The organism is Saccharothrix tamanrassetensis (genome assembly GCF_014203665.1).
In the GTDB taxonomy this organism is placed as follows: domain Bacteria; phylum Actinomycetota; class Actinomycetes; order Mycobacteriales; family Pseudonocardiaceae; genus Actinosynnema; species Actinosynnema tamanrassetense.
This window is the reverse complement of the sequence record NZ_JACHJN010000001.1, coordinates 134,397-151,287: the sequence shown is the minus strand read 5'-3', so window position 1 is coordinate 151,287 and position 16,891 is coordinate 134,397. Positions and strand designations below refer to the sequence as shown.

Sequence of the window (16,891 nt, the reverse complement as noted above, 5' to 3'; positions counted from 1 at the left end):
GTTCTCGTGGGGAAGCATCGACGTCCGGGATGTCAGCGACCGGGCAGGCGCATGTCAGCGTCGGCACACCGTTGCCGGCGCTTTGCCACGGCCCGCCCGACCGCCGAGCGGCGGCCGGTCGAGGACCTCACCCGCCGCGCGGACCGTCGCGACCGCGGAAGGCACGTTCAGCCGCTGGGATGATCGTGGGATGATGCCTCCCCGGCGTGCGCGCCACGAGAGACTCTCCGCCTTCTTCGCCTCGCTCACCGACGTCCGACTCGCCGCGCTCGTCGACACCGGGCGGGCCGGCGGTGTGGGCGTCGGCGGCGGTTCGGCGGTGCTCGACGTCGAAGGCGTGGCGGTGTTCGTCAAGCGCATCCCGCTGACCGACCGGGAGTTCGCCCGTCCCGGTTCCACCGCGAACCTGTTCGACCTGCCGACGTTCTGCCAGTACGGCATCGCCGGACCCGGATTCGGCGCGTGGCGCGAGCTGGCCGCGAACGTGGTCGTCACCGACGCGGTGCTGGCCGGCGAGACGGAGTCGTTCCCACTGCTGTTCCACTGGCGGGTCGTGCCCGACCGACCGCCCGTCGCAGCCGAGCACGCCGACATCGACGCGGTGGTCGCCGTGCTGGACGGCAGCCCGGCCGTGCGCGCCCGCCTCGAAGCGCTGGCCACCGCATCGCGCAGCCTGGTGCTGTTCTGCGAGTACATCCCGCACCCGATGGCCGAGTGGCTGGCCGAGGACCCGACCGGCAAGGCCGCCGCGGTCGAGCGGCAGCTTTCGGAGACCGTGGCCTTCCTGCGTGGCCGGGAGTTGCTGCACATGGACGGGCACTTCGGCAACATGCGCACCGAGGGCGAGCGGATCTACCTCACCGACTTCGGGTTGGCCACCTCACCGGCTTTCGACCTGTCGACCGACGAGCGCGACTTCGTCCGGCGCAACGCCACGCACGACGCCGGCTACGCCGCCATGCGACTGGTCAACTGGCTGGTGACCGAGGTGTGCGGGGTGGTGGTGCCGGCCGGTGAACCTCCCGTCGCCCGGAACGAATGCGTACTCCGGTGCGCCGGCGGTGACCTGCCGGACGGCGTGCCGCCGGCCGTGGCCGAGATCCTGATCCGGCACGCGCCTGCCGCCGCGCGGATGAACGGTTTCTACTGGAAGCTGTTCGGTGGCGATGTGCGTGCGGAGTATCCGGCTTTGTAAGGCATGTGGACAGTCCACATCGGCCCTCCCCGCGCGTTCGGCGGCATAACGGGCTCCAAGAGGGCTATCACACGCGATCGCCGCGGTAATTCGACCTCACCGCGACGAATTCGGTGCTGACATGCCATTTCCCGCAAGCGTCGCAGCAGGTCATCGGTGACCGGGTCATAACACTGCTCTCTGTGACGAAGCGAGACAAGCCGCTACTGCCTGTTATCCGCAAACTGAGGGGTAGTGCGTTCAGGGGACGTCGCTTGTTGGCTTTGGGGCCGCGTTGCTAGCGTGCCGGAGTCGCTGCCCGGCCGGGATGGACACCAGGGTGCATCGCAGCACCCATCTGGGGATGTGTCACCACTTCCGCCCGACTCGTTGTCGGGATGCTCTCGACCGCATGGAGGCAGTCGATGACCGTTGCCCACCACGATCCGCACATCGGACGGCTGTTCGAGGAGATGGCACTGCTCGTGACCGACCAGGTCGGCGATCCCGAGTCCATCCGCGAGCAACTCGTCGAACTGGCCGCGGCCAACGCGCCCGACGTGGCGCGGTACTGGAAGCAGGTCGGCGCCGGGGTGGGGGTGCCGGACGCGGCCTACAAGGACGGCGGGCCGCACCTGTTCCCCGACGAGCCCGCGGTGCGGGTGTTCCGCACGAGCGGCACGACCGGCTCGGTCCGGGGCACCGTCCGCTACACCAGGCTGGGCCTGGAGCTGAAAGGCCTGGCGGTCAAGGCGAACGCCCGCCGCAGTCTCATCCCCGACGCGGACAAACCGGTCGTCGTCCGGTTCGCGCCCACGGAGGAAGCCGCGCCGGACATGGCGATCGCGTTCGACATGGCCCGCATCCAGGAGAGCTGCGGCGATCCGGCGTTGAGCACCTCGGTGATCGGTGCGGACGGCGTCGACTACGAACTGCTGGCGAAGACCCTGGACGCGGCCGTCGCCGGAGGACTGCCGGTGGTTCTGGTCGGTGCGAGCTTCGCGTTCGTCAACATCTGCGACCGCCTCGAAGCCGAGGGGCGCAGCTGGGAGCTGCCGCCCGGTTCGCGCATGTTCGACGGCGGCGGCTTCAAGGGCAGGTCGCGGGTCATGGGCGTGGACGACCTGCGGGCGGCCGTCAGGCGGGTGTTCGGCATCGAGGAGTTCGGCAACATCTTCGGCATGACCGAGCTGGCCAACCAGCACTACGACGCCGCGGACGTCCCGGTCGGCCCGCTCGGCGAACGGCCCAAGGCGTACCGGTTGTTCGGCGGTCCCCGCGTCCGCGACCCGCGCACCCGCGAGTTCGTCACCGAAGGGCAGGGCCTGCTGGAGATCACCGACCTGTCCCTGCTGGACCGCCCGCACGTGCTGCTGACCGGCGACGTCGGCATCGCGACCGGTGACGGCGTGGCGATCGCCGGCCGGATCGCGGGCAGCACCAGCCGGGGCTGCTCGCTGTCGCTGGACGAGATGACCGGAGGTCGGTGACGATGAGCGTGTCCTGGATCCCGCAGTGGTGCGACACCGCGACCGAGTCCTTCACCTTGTCCTCCGGCGCGCACGAGTGGCGCGGCCTGCGGCCGACCGACTGGACCGGCACCGGTGAAGGACTGCGCCGGGCGCACGGACGACTGCGCGAACTGCCGGTGCGGCGCATCGTGGCGGCGATCGACGTGGCGGCCGAGCGGTGGGCCAAACGCGACTTCCCGGAACGCCGGGCGGCCGTCGACGCCGCCACCAGGGTCACCGGGATGTCGTCGGAAACGGTGGACCGCGCGCTGGACGCCGAAGTGGGCACCCTGCGCACGGCGTCCCTGATCGCCGCCCTGGAACGGGAACTGGGTGACCCGGAGGTGCTCGACGGCTTCCGCGGCGACACCATGGCGATCGGTCCCCGGACCGTGCTGGCGGTGTTCTCCGGCAACGTCCCCGGACTGCCCGCCCGCTCGCTGGTGCGGGCGCTGATGGTGAAGTCGAGCGTCATCGCGAAGATCCCGGCGAAGGAGCCCGGCTTCACCGCCGCGTTCCTGCGCACGCTGCACGACGTGGAGCCACGGCTGGCCGACGCGGTGGTGGCGACCTACTGGGACCGGGACGACGACGCCACCATGTCCGCCGCGCTGGAGCAGGCCGACGCCGTCATCGCGTACGGCAGCGACCAGGCGTGCGCGGCGATCCGGGCGAAGGTCGCCCCGCACCAGGTCTACGAGGAACACGGCCACAAGCTGTCGTTCGGCGTCATCAGCGACGCGTACTTCCGACTGCACGGCCCGGCGGAGGTGGCGCGCCGGATCGCCGCCGACTGCAGCGACTTCGACCAGCACGCCTGCCTGTCGCCGCAGGTCTACCTGGTGGTGGCCGAGCACGCCCGCGCGGTCGCCGAGCACGTGGCCGACGCGATGCGCCGGGCTGCCGCCGACTGTCCACCCGGGACACCCGGGAACCACGACGCGACCGTGTTGCAGCATCGCAGGCTGGTCGCCGAGTGGCGGGCGGCGAGCTCGGTCGGCAGCGAGGTGTGGGCGGCACCCGGCGGTCTGGAGTGGACGGTCGTGTTGGACGACGTGCTGCTGCCGCTCAGCGGCGCGGGCAACCGCGTCTCGCGGATCGTCGCCGTGCCCGACCTGGACGCCGCGGTGGACGCGATGCGCCCGTACGCCGAGCACTTGCAGAACGTGGGCCTGGGCGCCGTGGGCGACGAGTTCTGGCGGGTGGCGGGGGAACTGGCCCGAGTCGGCGTCAGCCGGGTCGCCGAGCCCGGCGCGATGAGCCGGGCGAGCATGCAATGGCGGCACGACGGCCAACCCCGGATCGCGGGACTGGTGCGCTGGTGCGACGTGGACCACCGGCCTGATCAGCGCCCCGCGCACCGGGAAGGCGTCATGGGCTGACCGCGGCCGATCTCCCATGGGCCCCCGCCCGATCCGGGCGGGGGCCGGTCCGGTCATCCACTCGGGAAAGGGACAGCCGTGTCCTCATGGACCTCCGGCGCGCGCTTCACGCTGCGGGAGAAGGACCTCCGCCGTGTCGCGGACGCCATCGCGTTCATCCGCGCGACCGACACCCAGGACGCCTTGGACGCGGTCCTGCCGGACACCGATCTGGCGCGCCACTTGGATTTCGTGCACAGCGCCCTGCTCCTCGCGGCGGATTCCGCGGACGGGGTCGGGGCGGATCTGGTGCGGCTGGGCGTGGCCCCAGGCGACCCGGTGCCGAACGTCGTGGTGCGCGACCGACTGGCGCGCCGGCTGAACCGGGACGACGTGGACGTGCGGGTCGTGCACGGCGTGGTCGGGGGCGGGCCACGCCGGCTGGAGTTGTCCGTGCTGTGCGGCGGTCTTCCCGACGTGCCGGGGCAGGAGGACGAGTCGCGCCTGGGGTTCCGTGCCACCAGCGACGACGACGTGGTGCTGCGCGGCATCTACGAGTCGCTGGTGGACGCGGGCCTGACGGCGGACGGTGGCGGCTACGACAAGCACGCGGACGTGACGGTCCTGCACTTCCGGGGTCCGCGGCGGATGGAGCTGACCGTGCCGGGGCAGCGGGAGCCGTTGCTGCTGCGGCATCTCGGCCGTCCGGATCAGGTGAAGCGGGACATGCTGCACCTGATGAGCGGGGCATGGCGGACGCGGTCGCTGGCCGCGGTCGCCGAACTCGGTGTCGCGGACCTGTTGGCGGACGGGCCGAAGTCGACCGCCGAGCTGGCCGCGCGGACCGGTGCGCGGACGGACAACCTGCGGCGGGTGCTGCGGTTCCTGGCGAGCCTCGGGGTGTTCGCGTTCGACGGTGACTCGTGGTCGTCGACGGAGCTGGGCGCGATGCTGCGCAGCGACGTCGAGGGCTCGCAGCGCGACCTCGCCCGGCTGTACGGCGGGCTGTTCTACCGGTCGTTCGGGGCCTTGGAGCACACCGTGCGGACGGGGGAGTCGGCGTTCACCCGGGTGTTCGGTGCGGATCCGTTCGACCACTTCGCCGAGCACCCGGACGACGCGCGGCTGTTCGAGAGCGCGATGGCGTCGGGCACCAGCTTCCTCAAGATCGTGCCGGGGGCGTTGGACCTGCCGTCGGAGGGCACGGTGGTGGACGTGGCGGGCGGGGACGGGCACCTGCTCGCGTTCGTGCTGCGGTCCGCGCCGGGTCTGCGCGGCGTGTTGTTCGACCGGCCGCACGTGATGGAATCGGCGCGGGCCGTGCTGGGGGACCACGGGTGCGGCGGCCGGGTCGACCTGGTGCCGGGCGACTTCTTCCACGATCCAGTGCCCGCCGGGGGAGCGGTGTACCTGCTGTCGCGGATCCTGCACGACTGGGACGACGGCCGTTGCGCGGCGATCCTGGGCAACATCCGGGCGGCGGCTGCGCCGGGCGCGACGTTGGTCCTGGTGGAGCGGCCGATCGCGGAGCACCACCTGGAACAGCTGCCGCTGGCGTGGGACGTGCACATGATGGTGAACAACGTGCACGGGCGGGAGCGCACCGCGGGGGAGTACCGGAACCTGTTGTGCGCCAACGGGTTCGAACTCACCGTGATCCGCCCGCTGCCGCTGGACATGGCGGTGCTGGTGGCCACCGCCGTCCGCTGACCTTTTATTCTCTCAATTACTTCAGTGCTGACTAAAAATCATCACTTGCCGCCGATGCCGCCGATGCGTCGAGCGTCCGGTCACTGGCCCGGAGAAGGGTGCTGATCACGCGAGGAGAACGGGCTGTCACCGCGCATGGATTCGATGAGGCCGTGGTTGCGCGCGGTGGTGAGGCGTTCACGGAGGCGGGCGATCACCAGGCGGATGTGCCGCTTGACCGCTAGCGGGTCCAGCTCGTTCTCGGCGTTCCTGTTGTCGTCTTGATGGTCCACGTTCGGGCCTTACCCGCTGCGGCGAAGTCCCAAACGAGGCCGGTCCCGGGTCTTGTGTCGGCTCTCACGTCCGGGTACTGGAAATCGGTTTCGCCGTGGCCGGGGTGGCTGTGGAGTATGGCGGGCGTGGCTGTCACGAGCGAAACCGCTGTCCCGTCCCGTTCCCGGCCATTCCTGCCGTTGCTGACGGTGAGCCTGTTGACCGGTGTGGGTTACGCCCTGGCCGGTCCGTTCATGTCGCTGTTCCTGATCAAGGAGCTGAACGCCGGTCCGTTCGCGGTCGGCGCGTTCCTGCTGACCAGTGCGTTGGCCGCGTTGGTCACCAGCACGGTGATCGGCCGGCTGTCCGACGCGCGCGCGGTGCGGCGCAACCTGATGGTGTTCGGGGCGTTGGCGGGAGGGGTGTCGTTCGGCCTGTTCGCGGTGTTGCGGAACTACTGGCTGTTGCTGGTGGTGTCGTTGACGTTGGCGGCGGTGGCGTCGTCGGTGATGCCGCAGATGTTCGCGTACGCGCGGCAGTCGTTGGAGCGCACGGGTTCGGCGCGGGCGCCGTTGGCGATCAGCACGCTGCGGATGATGGTGTCGGTGTCGTGGGTCGCGGGTCCGCCGGTGGCGGCCCTGCTGATCGATTTCAGCGGGTTCACCGGTCTGTTCCTGGTGTCGGCGGCGGTGTACCTGGTGGGTGCGGCGGTGACGTTCGTGTTGCTGCCGGAGTTGGGCGGGGGAGAGTCGACGCACGGTGCGGCGGACCGGTCGGGGCCGCGGCGGGAGATCGTGTTGGCGGCGTGCGCGTTCGTGTTGTTGCAGGGTGCGACGGCGGTGAGCGTGCTGGCGATGCCGCTGTACGTGACCGATGTGCTGCACGGCACGACGGGTGATGCGGGGTTGGTCCTTGGTTTGTGCGCGGCGTTGGAGATCCCGTTGATGGTGGGGTTCGGGGCGCTGGCGATCCGGATCAACCAGCGGCTGCTGGTGTTGGCGGGTGGCGCGGTGGCGTTGGCGTACTACGCGGTGATGTTGGTGACGCAGGCGACGTGGCAGGTGGCGGTGGCGCAGGCGTTGCACGCGGTGGTCATCGCGGCGGTGATGGGGGTGGGTATCTCGTACTTCCAGGACCTGGTTCCGGATCGTCCGGGGTATGCGACGACGCTGTTCACGAACACGGCGAAGATCAGCGCGATGCTGGCCGGGCCGTTGTTGGCGTTGTCGCAGGTGTTCGGCTATCGCAGCGCGTTCGGGATCGGTCTTGTCATGTCGGTGGTGGGTCTGGTGCTGCTGGTGGCGGCGCGTCGTCGTTGATCCCGGCAGGTCGGGGCGGTCTGTTCGGACGCGTTGCCGGTAGTCCGCTGTATCAGGGAGAAGTCGCGGGCCGGGGTTGCTACACCTGTCCCTTCATGGGGAGGGGCTGGGATGGCGGGGTCTGGTGGGCGTCGGATCGGCGGCGCGGGTGGTGGCAGCAGCAAGGGCAAGGGCGGTGGTGCGGCGGGCACGTTGGTGTTGGCGGGGGTGGTCGCGTTGACCGCGGTCAACGCCGGTGGCGCGGGCGGGCTCGGTGGCGCGGGCGGCGGTGGCGGTGCGGGTGGTCAGAGCGTGTCCGTGCGCAAGGCCGAGGGCCAGAAGGCGGCGAAGCGGGGTGACGCGGAGGGGGCGTGGCAGAAGTTCGGGATGCGGGGGTTGCGGCAGACGGCGAGGCAGCGGGCGGAGTGCGTGGTGTCGTCGTTCGGGCGGGTGCAGGAGTACTTCCGGGTCAACCGGTGTGCGTCGATGGACCGGATGCTGTTCGCGGTGGGGGACGGGGCCGGGAACTCGGCGGTGATCTCCGTGGTGTGGGTGGGGTTCGCGAGTCGGGGTGACGCGGTGGGGTTCAAGGGCCTGATCGACGAGCACGGCAGCGGTGACGTGCGCCCGTTGGGCGGTGCCGCGCTGGAGTTGGCGGACGTCGCGTTCACCGGCCGCAACTACGGCTCGGACCGGGACGGGTCGACGATCACGATCGCCGAGGCGGAGTCGGTGTCCGGGGTGGTGGGCGCGGAGGTGTTGGACGCGTTGGCGGAGGTGGCCGCCCGTCTGCCGCGGTCGTAGTCGAAGGCGGCTTTGCGGGCGGCGCGGCGCAGGGTGCGCAGCAGCACGGGGCCGGTGATCAGCACCAGGACGGTGGTGGTGACGGCGCGGCCGATGTCCCAGCCCAGGGAGGTGGCGAGGCTGAAGGCCAGCAGTCGGACCAGGTTGTCCACGACGGGTCCGCCGGGTTGGAAGGACAGGCCGGTGCTGCCGGCGCCCAGGGCGAACGGCCAGAACGACAGGTTGAGCAGCAGGCCGTAGACCAGGGATGCCGCCGCGCTGTAGGCGGCGAGCAGGACCGGTTCCGCCCGTCCTCGCAGGGGTGGCAGCAGGCCGGCGCCCAGGGCGACCCAGGCGGCGCCGAGCATCTGGTAGGGCAGCCAGGGTCCGATGCCGCCGGTGAGCAGGGCGGAGGTGAACAGCATGGTGTTGCCGAGCACGAACCCGAAGCCGGGCCCGAACACCCGGCCGCCGAGGACCAGGACGAAGAACACGGTCTCGATGCCGGCGGTGCCGGCGCCCAGTGGCCGGATCGCCGCGCCGAGTGCGGACAGCACGCCGAGCATGGCGACGGCTTTGGAGTCCATGCCGCCTTCGCTGATCTCGGCCAGGACCACGGCCAGGACCAGTGGCAGGAGCAGGGCGAAGATCCAGGGGGCGTCGGTGCCGTGGGCCAGGCCCGCGTCGGGGGTGAGCAGCAGTGGCCAGCCGAACGCGGCGATGCCGATCGCGCCGGAGATCACCAGGGCGGCGGTGGCGCGTGGTCGGAGGCGGACGGGGGCGGTCATCGGGTGGCGAGGGCGGTCGCGACGTCGGTGACGGTGAGCCAGGGCAGGGGTGCGAGGACTTTGGCGGTCTGCGGGGAGAACGTCGGTGAGGCGGTGACGACTTCGCCGGTGGGGCCGTCGGCGACGGTTTCGCCTTCGGCGAGCACGATCACGCGGGTGGCGTATTCGGCGACGAATTCGACGTCATGGGTGGCGAGGATGATGGCGTGGCCTTCGTCGGCGAGGGTGTGGAGGGCTTCGGCGAGGCGGGTCTTGGCCGGGTAGTCCAGGCCCCGGGTGGGTTCGTCGAGCAGGATGACGCGTGGTCGGGGGGTGAGTGCCACGGCGAGGGCGAGGGCGAGGCGTTGTCCTTCGGAGAGGTCGCGTGGGTGTTGCCGGTCGGGGATGTCCGGTGTGAGGCGGTCGAGTGCTGCCCGGCAGGTGCCGCGGGGTTGGTCGGATTCGCGGTCGGCCTGGGCGCATTCGGCGGCGACGGTGTGCAGGTAGAGCAGGTCGGCGGGTTGTTGTGGGACGAGGCCGATGCGGCGGCGACGTGGGCCGGGTTTGAGGTCGGCGGGGTCGGTGCCGTTGACGGACACGGTGCCGGCGGAGCGTTTGCCGGTGCCCTGCAAGGCCCACAGCAGGCTGGATTTGCCTGATCCGTTGCGGCCCATCACGGCGACTCGTTCGCCTTCGCCGACGCTCAGGTCGATGCCGCGCACGGCTTCCACGGTGCCGTACCGGACCTTCAGGTCTTCGGCGCGCAACAGTGGTGTGCCGTTGTCGGGTCCGGTGTGGGTGTCGGCTGGTGGGGCGGTGCGGCCGTTGCGTGTCCGGTGTCCGGCCGGTGACGGGGTCGCGGTGTGGCGTGCCGGGTGGTCGGTGGGTGGTGGGCCGAGTTGTTCGCGCAGTGGTCCGGCGAGGCGGCGGGCGTCGCGGATGGACACCGGGATCGGTCGCCAGCCGGCGAGTTGTCCCAGCCGGACCACGGGTGGTGCGACCGGGGCGCCGGCGAGCACTTCGCCGGGGTCGCCGGCGACGGGCTTGGCGTCGCCGGGCAGCCACACCACGCGGTCGGCGTACTGGGCGACGCGTTCGAGTCGGTGTTCGGCGATGAGCACGGTCATGGCCAGGTCGTGCACCAGTCGGTGCAGTGCGGCCAGCACGTCCTCCGCCGCGCCGGGGTCGAGGGCGGAGGTGGGCTCGTCCAGCACGAGCACGCGTGGGTGGGCGGTGAGGGCCGCGCCGACCGCGACCCGTTGTTGCTGTCCGCCGGAGAGCGTGGCCAGTGGGCGGTGCCGCAGGTCGGCGAGGCCGAGCAGGTCCAGGGTCTCTTCGACGCGCTTGCGCATCACCGGGTTGGGCAGGCCCAGTGATTCCATCGAGTAGGCGAGTTCGTCCTCCACGGAGTCGGTGACGAACCCGGCTTGCGGGTCCTGTGCGACCAGGCCGACCACGTCGGCCAGTTCGCGCGGCGGGTGGGTGCGGGTGTCGCGGCCGTCGACTAGGACCCGGCCGGTGAGGGTGCCGCCGGTGAAGTGCGGGACGAGGCCGTTGACCGCGCGCAGCAGCGTGGACTTGCCCGATCCGGTGCGGCCCACGACCAGGCACAGTTCGCCTTCCGGGACGTGCAGGTCCACCTCGGACAGGGTCGGGCCGGGTGCGTCCGGGTAGCTGACGGAGACGTTCTCGAACCGGATCACGGTGTCTTCCGTTCGGGGGTCAGCACGGGTGCCAGCGCGCACAGCAGCCCGAGGGCGGGCAGCAGCGGCAGTTGGGGCGGCTCCAGCGGCACGGTGGCGGGGGAGAGCGCGGATCCGCCCAGGCCGGCGGGGGAGAAGACCGTCGCGAGTGCCGCGACCAGGGCGGACCCGACGACCAGGGCTTCGCGGGCGCCCCACGTGTCGGGCCGGTACCGGCTGCGCCGCACCCGCCGCGACCCCGTCCGGAGTCCGGCGACGGCGAGCACCGTGCCCAGCGCCAGCATCGGCACGCCCGCGACCGTCGGCGCGCTGCCGTCGAGCAGCCCGTAGGCGCCGACGCACAGCCCGATCAGGCCGCCGAGCACCAGTGCCCCGGTGAGCAGGCGGGTGGACGTGGGCAGCCCGGCGTTGCGGCCGTAGCCGCGCGAGTCCATCGCCGCCGCGAGCACCAGGGACCGTTCGAACGCGTCTTCCAGCACCGGCACCATCAGCACCTTGACCGCGCGGATGCCGCGCACCGCCTCGCCCCGCAGCGCCCGGGCCCGGCGCACCGATCGGGCGCCCGCCACCAGTTGTGGTGCGACGGTCATGGCGACCACGACCGCCACGCTCACCTCGTACAGGGCGGCGGGCAGCGACCGCAGCAGTCGCTTGGCGTTGGCCAGGGCGTTGGCCGCGCCCACGCAGCACAGCAGGGTGGCGAGCTGGAGTCCTTGGTACAGCGCGAAGACCAGGCCTTCGGCGGTGACGGGTCCGCCCAGCCGGATGCCGCGTGCCCAGTCCGGCAGCGGCACCTCGGGCAGGGCGAACAGCACGGTCGGTCCGCCGATGCCGCCGAGCAGGACGTGGAACGCCACCCGGATGCCGATCACGACGAGCCCGAACTTGAGGAACACCCCGTAGGAACTCGCCCACGGGGTGTCCTGGCGGCACGTGACGGCGACGAACCCGGCGATCGCGATCACCAGGCCGAGCATCAGCGGGTTGGTGGTGCGGCTGCCGACGGCGGCCAACCCCAGTGCCCACAGCCACCACGCGCCGGGGTGCAGTGCCCGGTTCACGACCCGGCCTGGCGGCGCCTGCGCACCGTCCACCAGCCCAGCCCGCCCAGTGCGGCGATGGCCGCGATGCCGGCCAGCAGCCCGGTCGTGCCGCCGGACGGATCCGGCCGCTGGTCGGCGGCCAACGGTGTGACGCCCGGCGTCGTGGGGGTGGCCGACGACTCGCCGGTGGTCGACGCCACCGTCGTGGTCGTGGCCGGTGGGGTGGTCGTGGTCGTGGCCGGTGCGCCGGTCTGTGTCGGTTCGCCGGTCTGTCCGGGCTGGGCCGGCGCGGTCCGACCGGGCTGGACTCGCTGTCCAGGTTGCCCCGGTTGCCCTGGTTGTTGTGGTTGTTGCGGCGGGGTGCGGGTGGGTTCGGGGTTCGCCGGAGCGGGTGCCGGTGGCGCGACGCCGGGTTGCCCGCCCGCCCCGAACGCCCAGCCCTCGACGCTGCCGGGGGCCGGGTCGTGGCCGGCCGCACCGATGTCGCTGTACGCCCACGACCCGCCCGGTCCGGCGTGCCAGTAGGACCAGTAGGCGCCGGAGGGCGAGGCGTTGACGCACGGGTCGCTCGCGGGCTGTTCGTCGATGCGGCAGACGAACCCCGCGAACCGCTGTGCCGACTTGTAGCCGAACCCCGCGCCGGTCAACGCGGCCAGGCCGCTGCCGGGGTCACCGGCCGCGCAGCCGGTCCGGATCCCGCCGCCCAGTGCCCCGAAGTCCACCACCACCGTGACGCCCGCGCAGTCGGCCGCCGCCGCGGCGGGCACCGGGGTGCCCGCCAGCAGCAGACCGGCCGCGATCAGCGGGATACGCCGCCTCACGGCGCGGTGGCGGGGGCCTGACCTGCGCCGAACGCCCAGCCTTCGACGCTGCCCGGTGCGGGGTCGTAGCCGGCCGCGCCGGAGGTGCTGTAGGACCAGGTGCCGCCCGGCTGGGCGTGCCAGTAGGACCAGTAGGCCGTCACCGGGGCACCGTTGCACGGGTTGGGCAGGGCGTTGATCCGGCACACGAACCCGGGTTGGCGCGGCAGGAAGCCGTAGCTGAAACCGGCGCCGGTCAGCGCAGCCAACCCGGTGGCCGGATCCCCCGGCGCGCACGCCGTCTGCACCGTGCCGCCCAAGGCGGTGAAGTCGACCACCACGGTCACCCCGCTGGTGCCCGGGCACGCCGCGGCCTGCGCGGCGGGGGAGACCGCCACCAGCGCGGCACCCGTGGCGGCCAGCACGGCCAGCGTCGACAAGAGCCTGCGGATCATCGCTGCTTCTCCTTCACCGTCGTGGTTCGCTTGTGTCCCAGTGCGATCGCGAGCGCGCCGGCCACCAACAGCAGCGTGCCGATCCACAGCGCCGGGCCGACCGGGACGCCGGTGCGGGCCAGGTCGCCGGCACCGGAGACGACGACACCGGCGGCTGTCGTCGTGGTGGTGGTGTCCGAGGTGGACGGCTCCGTGGTCGCCGTGGTCGTCGTCGTGGTGGTAGTGGTGGTGGGGCAGTCGAGCACGGGCGCGGCGGGCCGGTCGCCCGCCGAGGAGACCTCGGCCAGGCTCACCCCCACCAGACCGAGGATCGCCTGAGCCGTGGCGCGGGTGGCGTTGCCGGCGTTGAAACCCTTGGCGTCGTAGGCGATCGCGCCGGTCGTCGGGCCGTGCGAACAGCCCACCTGGAGTTTCGTCAGGTACGCCACGGCCGTGTCGGCGACGTCGCCGCGCCCGCCCACCCGCAGCGCCTGCGCGGCCAGCCCGGTGCTGTTGGCGTTGCTCGTGGTGCCCTGGTCGCCGGGCAGGCCGTTGTCCGGGAACCCGCCGTCGGCGAGCTGGTGGTCGGCCAGCCAGGCCACGCCCTTCGCGGCGACGGCCGGGCGGTCCGCCGCGAGCAGCGCCTGCACCGCCATCGCCGTGGCGTCGACCTGCGAGGTGCAGGTGGGCTGGGCGAACTTCAACGGGAACCCGCCGTCCGGACAGGCGCTGCCCGCCAGGAAGTCCACCGCGGCCCGCGGCGCGCTGCCGTGCCGCTCCAGCGCGATCACCGCGATGGACTGGGAGAAGTTGTTGGTGAGGTCGCTCGGGTAGGAGGTCTTGTCGGTGAACCGGCCGGACGGGGCCTGCAACGCGGTCAGCCCGGCGATCAGGTCCACCCCGCCGAACGCCGTGGGGTCCTCGCTCTGCGCGAGCACGGCGAGCGCCAGCTTGGCGTAGGAGCCCGCGTACTGCGAGCCTTCCTCGTCGGTGACGTAGCTGCCGATCACCTCCGGTTGCGCCAGCCACGCCAGCGCCTTGGCCGCGTTGTCCTGCGCGACCCCGGCCGCGTCGAACGCGAGCAGCGCGTCGATGGTCAGCCCCTGGTCGGGAAAGGTGTCCGGGTCGATCACGGTCTCGAACCGCTCGCCGTCGACCAGTTGCCGGGCCAGCCACCCGGCGGCCGCCTCGGCGGGCCGCGCGGTGACCGGCCCGGCGTGGCCGGGCACGGCCAGGACGGCGGAGGCGGCGAGAGCGGACAGGGCGACGGCGACCACGGCGGCGGTCCGTCTCAACGGCATGGCTCGGCCTTTCCGGGCGCACGGCACAGCGGACCCCGGACAGCCGTCACCGACCTCCCCAGGCTCCGACCCGTGGACCTCGACGGTGTCGGGAGCGTTGCGCGCACGGCGGGTGTTCGGGCTCGTCCGTCCTCGGACCTACCGTTGCGGGTCAGCGCCGGATTCCGACCGGCTTCCCCCGCGTCGTGCGCGATTGCCGATCGTCTCCTCACCGGGCCTGGCGTGTCAATCCGCCTGTGGCGCGATGCTGCCCGCTCGTCCGTACGGTTACCGTCGGTCGGATCAACCTGGGGAAGAGGGGTGTGGGATGGCGACTCTGGCGTCGGTGCGCGACGGCTTGGTGGCGTGGGTCGCACGGCGTTCGGTCACGCGGTGGGTCATGGGCAGGATCGGTTCGCGCGCGTTGTCGCTGCTCCCGGACCGGGCGCTGGTCCCGCTCAAGCGGGACGGGGTGGTGCCGGCCGCCGAGTTGGAGCGGATGAGGGAGTCCGGCCCGGTCCACCGGTTGCCGGTGCCGTTCGGGGTGAGGGTGTGGTTGGTCACGGGCCAACCCGAGGCGAAAAAGGTGCTTTCCGACACAGAAGCGTTCAGCAATGATTACGCCCGGTTGGGCGCGGCCGTCGGGCGCATCGAGCAGACTCCCGGCGGCCTCGGCTTCGCCGACCCGCCCGACCACACCCGGCTGCGCAAGCTGCTCACGCCGGAGTTCACCATGCGCCGGCTGTCGCGCCTGGTGCCGCGCATCGACGAGATCGTCACCGAACGCCTGGACGCGATGGCCGCCGCCGACGGCCCGGTCGACCTGGTCAAGGAGTTCGCGCTGCCCATCCCGTCGCTGGCCATCTGCGAGCTGCTCGGCGTGCCCTACGAGGACCGCGCCCGGTTCCAGGAGCTCGCGGCGGCGCGGTTCGACCTGTTCGGCGGGGCGGGCTCGGCGCTGGGCGCGATCTCCGAGTCGCTCAAGTACATGGAGCGGATCGTCCGGCGCGAGCGCCGCAACCCCGGCGACGGCCTGATCGGCATGATCATCCGGGAGCACGGCGACTCGGTGAGCGACGCCGAACTGGCCGGACTCGCCGACGGCGTGCTGACCGGCGGCTTCGACACCACCGCGAGCATGCTGGCGCTGGGCGCGATCGTGCTGATGAGCGACCCGGCGGCGCGGACGGCCATGCGCGACGACGACAAGGCCGTCGGGCCGCTGGTGGAGGAACTGCTGCGGCACCTCAGCGTGGTGCAGGTGGCCTTCCCCCGGTTCGCCAAGCACGACCTGGACATCGGCGGCACGGAGATCAAGGAAGGCGACGTGGTGGTGGTCTCCCTCAACGCCGCCAACCGGGAAGGCCTGGAACGGCTCGACTTCGACGCCGCGCGGAAGGTCTCCGCGCACTTGGCGTTCGGGTACGGCGCGCACCGCTGCGTCGGCGCGGAACTGGCGCGGATCGAGCTGCGGGCCGCCTATCCGGCCCTGCTGCGACGGTTCCCGAACCTGCGCATGGCCGACGAGGCGCCCATGTACCGGACCGCGTCGATCGTGCACGGCGTCGACGCGCTGATGGTGCACACCCGCTGACGTCCCGGAGCGGGCGACCCGCCGACGGCAGCGTTGCCGCCTCGGCGGGTCGCCCGCTCCGATCGGCCGCAGCCGGCGGACCCGATGGCGTCCCCGGTCCGGTCCGGTCGCCGGTCGGCAGGTCGGTGGGCCGGAAGGACGGTCGGTCAGCAGGACGGTCGGTCAGCAGGACAGGGTCGGAGCACCGGCCACCCCGCCGCCGCGCAACGCGCGGAAGGGCGTGCCGGTCAGACCCGGAACCGCCTGGGCGGTCGCCCGCACCGCGGTGGCCGGGTCGAACCCCGACGCGTCATAGGCGATCGCGCCCCGGGTCTGAGGCGTTCCCGCACAGCCGACCTGCAACGACTTCAGGAACGACCGCGCCCGGTGCGCCGCGTGCACCTCGCCGCCCGCCGCCAACGCCTGCGCCGCCAACCCCGTGCTGTTCGCGTTGGCCGGCGCGCCGAAGCCGCCCGACGACTGCTGGACACCGGTCAACCAGGCCAACCCCTCCCGCGCGTCGACCGGCCGATCGGCCGCCAGCAGCGCCTGCACCGCCATCGCCGTCCCGTCGACATCGCCGACGCACGGCGACTGCCCGAACCGAACCGGGAAACCGCCGTCCGAGCACTGCGTGCCCGCCAGGAAGTCCACCGCCGCGACCGGCGCCCCCTCCCGCGTCCGGTCCAGTGCGATCACCGCGAAGGACTGGCTGAAAGCCGTGCTGAAGTCCCCGAACGCCGACCGGTCCGAGAACCGCCCCGACGGCGCCAGCAAGCCCCGCAACCCGGCGACCAGGTCGACCCCGCCGAACGCCCGGGGATCCTCGCGCGCCACCAGCACCGCCAGCAACAGCTTGGCGTGCGCACCCGCGTAGGCCTCGCCCCCGGTGCCGAGGTAGCCGCCCGAGACCTCCGGGCGCGCCAACCACGCCAGGGCCCGGTCGGCGTAGCCCCGCGACGCCCGTGCCGCCGCGAAGGCGAACACCGCGTCGATGGTCAGACCCTGGTCGGGGTAGCGCACCCCGTCGAACTCCACCTCGAACCGCTCGCCGGCCACCATCTGCCGCGCCAACCACCCGGCCGCCGCATCCGCGCGGTCGACCCCGGCCGAAGCGGGAATCGGCACCAGCAGGGCGACACCGCACAACAGAGCCACGAACACGCGTCTCATCCGAAAACCCTTCCCCCGGAAGAACAAAC

At 72.3% G+C, this 16,891-nt stretch carries 14 protein-coding genes and 1 riboswitch; of the genes, 6 read left to right on the top strand and 8 right to left on the bottom strand.

Annotated elements, in window-relative coordinates; all coding sequences use genetic code 11:
• The first annotated feature begins 193 nt into the window (after window positions 1-193).
• The 4 genes from FHS29_RS00725 (at window position 194) to FHS29_RS00710 (ending at window position 5,756) form a co-directional block, all read left to right on the top strand.
• Window positions 194-1,195: a serine/threonine protein phosphatase gene (locus FHS29_RS00725; protein ID WP_246439749.1), complete on the top strand. Its 1,002-nt coding sequence runs from the start codon at window positions 194-196 to the stop codon at window positions 1,193-1,195.
• Window positions 1,196-1,599: 404 nt separating this feature from the next.
• A complete protein-coding gene (locus FHS29_RS00720; RefSeq protein WP_184687236.1) occupies window positions 1,600-2,664 on the top strand; it encodes a LuxE/PaaK family acyltransferase in 1,065 nt (354 codons plus the stop codon).
• Between the two features lie 2 nt (window positions 2,665-2,666).
• A complete protein-coding gene (locus tag FHS29_RS00715) occupies window positions 2,667-4,067 on the top strand; it encodes an acyl-CoA reductase (protein WP_184687234.1) in 1,401 nt (466 codons plus the stop codon).
• A gap of 78 nt (window positions 4,068-4,145) precedes the next feature.
• Window positions 4,146-5,756, top strand: coding sequence for a methyltransferase (locus FHS29_RS00710; RefSeq protein ID WP_184687233.1), 1,611 nt, complete (start codon window positions 4,146-4,148; stop codon window positions 5,754-5,756).
• 80 nt (window positions 5,757-5,836) lie between these two features.
• Here FHS29_RS00710 and FHS29_RS00705 read toward each other — a convergent pair whose 3' ends face one another.
• Window positions 5,837-6,028, bottom strand: a complete 192-nt coding sequence (locus FHS29_RS00705; protein ID WP_184687231.1) for a hypothetical protein — start codon at window positions 6,026-6,028, stop codon at window positions 5,837-5,839.
• A gap of 117 nt (window positions 6,029-6,145) precedes the next feature.
• Between FHS29_RS00705 and FHS29_RS00700 the strand changes: the two genes are divergently transcribed.
• Window positions 6,146-7,327 (top strand): sugar efflux transporter, encoded by a 1,182-nt coding sequence (locus FHS29_RS00700; RefSeq protein WP_246439748.1) that lies wholly within the window; start codon window positions 6,146-6,148, stop codon window positions 7,325-7,327.
• A gap of 659 nt (window positions 7,328-7,986) precedes the next feature.
• On the opposite strand, the gene FHS29_RS00695 is transcribed toward FHS29_RS00700, so the two are convergent.
• From FHS29_RS00695 to FHS29_RS00670, 6 genes are read right to left on the bottom strand one after another with little or no spacing between them, the layout of a single operon-like run.
• Window positions 7,987-8,877, bottom strand: a complete 891-nt coding sequence (locus tag FHS29_RS00695) for an ECF transporter S component (RefSeq protein WP_184687228.1) — start codon at window positions 8,875-8,877, stop codon at window positions 7,987-7,989.
• On the bottom strand, window positions 8,874-10,559 hold the full coding sequence (locus tag FHS29_RS00690; RefSeq protein WP_184687226.1) for an ABC transporter ATP-binding protein: 1,686 nt from the start codon (window positions 10,557-10,559) through the stop codon (window positions 8,874-8,876). Before FHS29_RS00690 ends, FHS29_RS00695 begins: the two co-directional genes overlap by 4 nt.
• The gene (locus tag FHS29_RS00685) at window positions 10,556-11,620 is read right to left on the bottom strand and encodes a CbiQ family ECF transporter T component (protein WP_184687224.1); all 1,065 of its coding nucleotides are present in this window, start codon (window positions 11,618-11,620) and stop codon (window positions 10,556-10,558) included. Before FHS29_RS00685 ends, FHS29_RS00690 begins: the two co-directional genes overlap by 4 nt.
• A complete protein-coding gene (locus FHS29_RS00680) occupies window positions 11,617-12,423 on the bottom strand; it encodes a hypothetical protein (RefSeq protein WP_184687222.1) in 807 nt (268 codons plus the stop codon). The genes FHS29_RS00685 and FHS29_RS00680 overlap by 4 nt, the downstream gene beginning before the upstream one ends.
• A complete protein-coding gene (locus tag FHS29_RS00675) occupies window positions 12,420-12,857 on the bottom strand; it encodes an SCO2322-related protein (protein ID WP_184687220.1) in 438 nt (145 codons plus the stop codon). The genes FHS29_RS00680 and FHS29_RS00675 overlap by 4 nt, the downstream gene beginning before the upstream one ends.
• Window positions 12,854-14,137, bottom strand: coding sequence for a prenyltransferase/squalene oxidase repeat-containing protein (locus FHS29_RS00670; RefSeq protein WP_184687218.1), 1,284 nt, complete (start codon window positions 14,135-14,137; stop codon window positions 12,854-12,856). The genes FHS29_RS00675 and FHS29_RS00670 overlap by 4 nt, the downstream gene beginning before the upstream one ends.
• 90 nt (window positions 14,138-14,227) lie before the next feature.
• Window positions 14,228-14,340, bottom strand: a riboswitch (cobalamin riboswitch).
• Between the two features lie 104 nt (window positions 14,341-14,444).
• Here FHS29_RS00670 and FHS29_RS00665 point away from each other — a divergent pair.
• Window positions 14,445-15,710, top strand: a complete 1,266-nt coding sequence (locus FHS29_RS00665; protein WP_184687216.1) for a cytochrome P450 — start codon at window positions 14,445-14,447, stop codon at window positions 15,708-15,710.
• A 162-nt stretch (window positions 15,711-15,872) separates the two neighbouring features.
• Here FHS29_RS00665 and FHS29_RS00660 read toward each other — a convergent pair whose 3' ends face one another.
• Window positions 15,873-16,862: a prenyltransferase/squalene oxidase repeat-containing protein gene (locus tag FHS29_RS00660; protein ID WP_184687214.1), complete on the bottom strand. Its 990-nt coding sequence runs from the start codon at window positions 16,860-16,862 to the stop codon at window positions 15,873-15,875.
• Between the last annotated feature and the right edge of the window lie 29 nt (window positions 16,863-16,891).

Bases quoted from the DNA above. Each gene is read 5' to 3' on its own strand.
- FHS29_RS00725 (WP_246439749.1), top strand. From the start codon at position 194: ATGCCTCCCCGGCGTGCGCGCCACGAGAGACTCTCCGCCTTCTTCGCC.
- FHS29_RS00720 (WP_184687236.1), top strand. From the start codon at position 1,600: ATGACCGTTGCCCACCACGATCCGCACATCGGACGGCTGTTCGAGGAG.
- FHS29_RS00715 (WP_184687234.1), top strand. From the start codon at position 2,667: ATGAGCGTGTCCTGGATCCCGCAGTGGTGCGACACCGCGACCGAGTCC.
- FHS29_RS00700 (WP_246439748.1), top strand. From the start codon at position 6,146: ATGGCGGGCGTGGCTGTCACGAGCGAAACCGCTGTCCCGTCCCGTTCC.
- FHS29_RS00695 (WP_184687228.1), bottom strand. From the start codon at position 8,877: ATGACCGCCCCCGTCCGCCTCCGACCACGCGCCACCGCCGCCCTGGTG.
- FHS29_RS00675 (WP_184687220.1), bottom strand. From the start codon at position 12,857: ATGATCCGCAGGCTCTTGTCGACGCTGGCCGTGCTGGCCGCCACGGGT.
- FHS29_RS00670 (WP_184687218.1), bottom strand. From the start codon at position 14,137: ATGCCGTTGAGACGGACCGCCGCCGTGGTCGCCGTCGCCCTGTCCGCT.
- FHS29_RS00665 (WP_184687216.1), top strand. From the start codon at position 14,445: ATGGCGACTCTGGCGTCGGTGCGCGACGGCTTGGTGGCGTGGGTCGCA.
- FHS29_RS00660 (WP_184687214.1), bottom strand. From the start codon at position 16,862: ATGAGACGCGTGTTCGTGGCTCTGTTGTGCGGTGTCGCCCTGCTGGTG.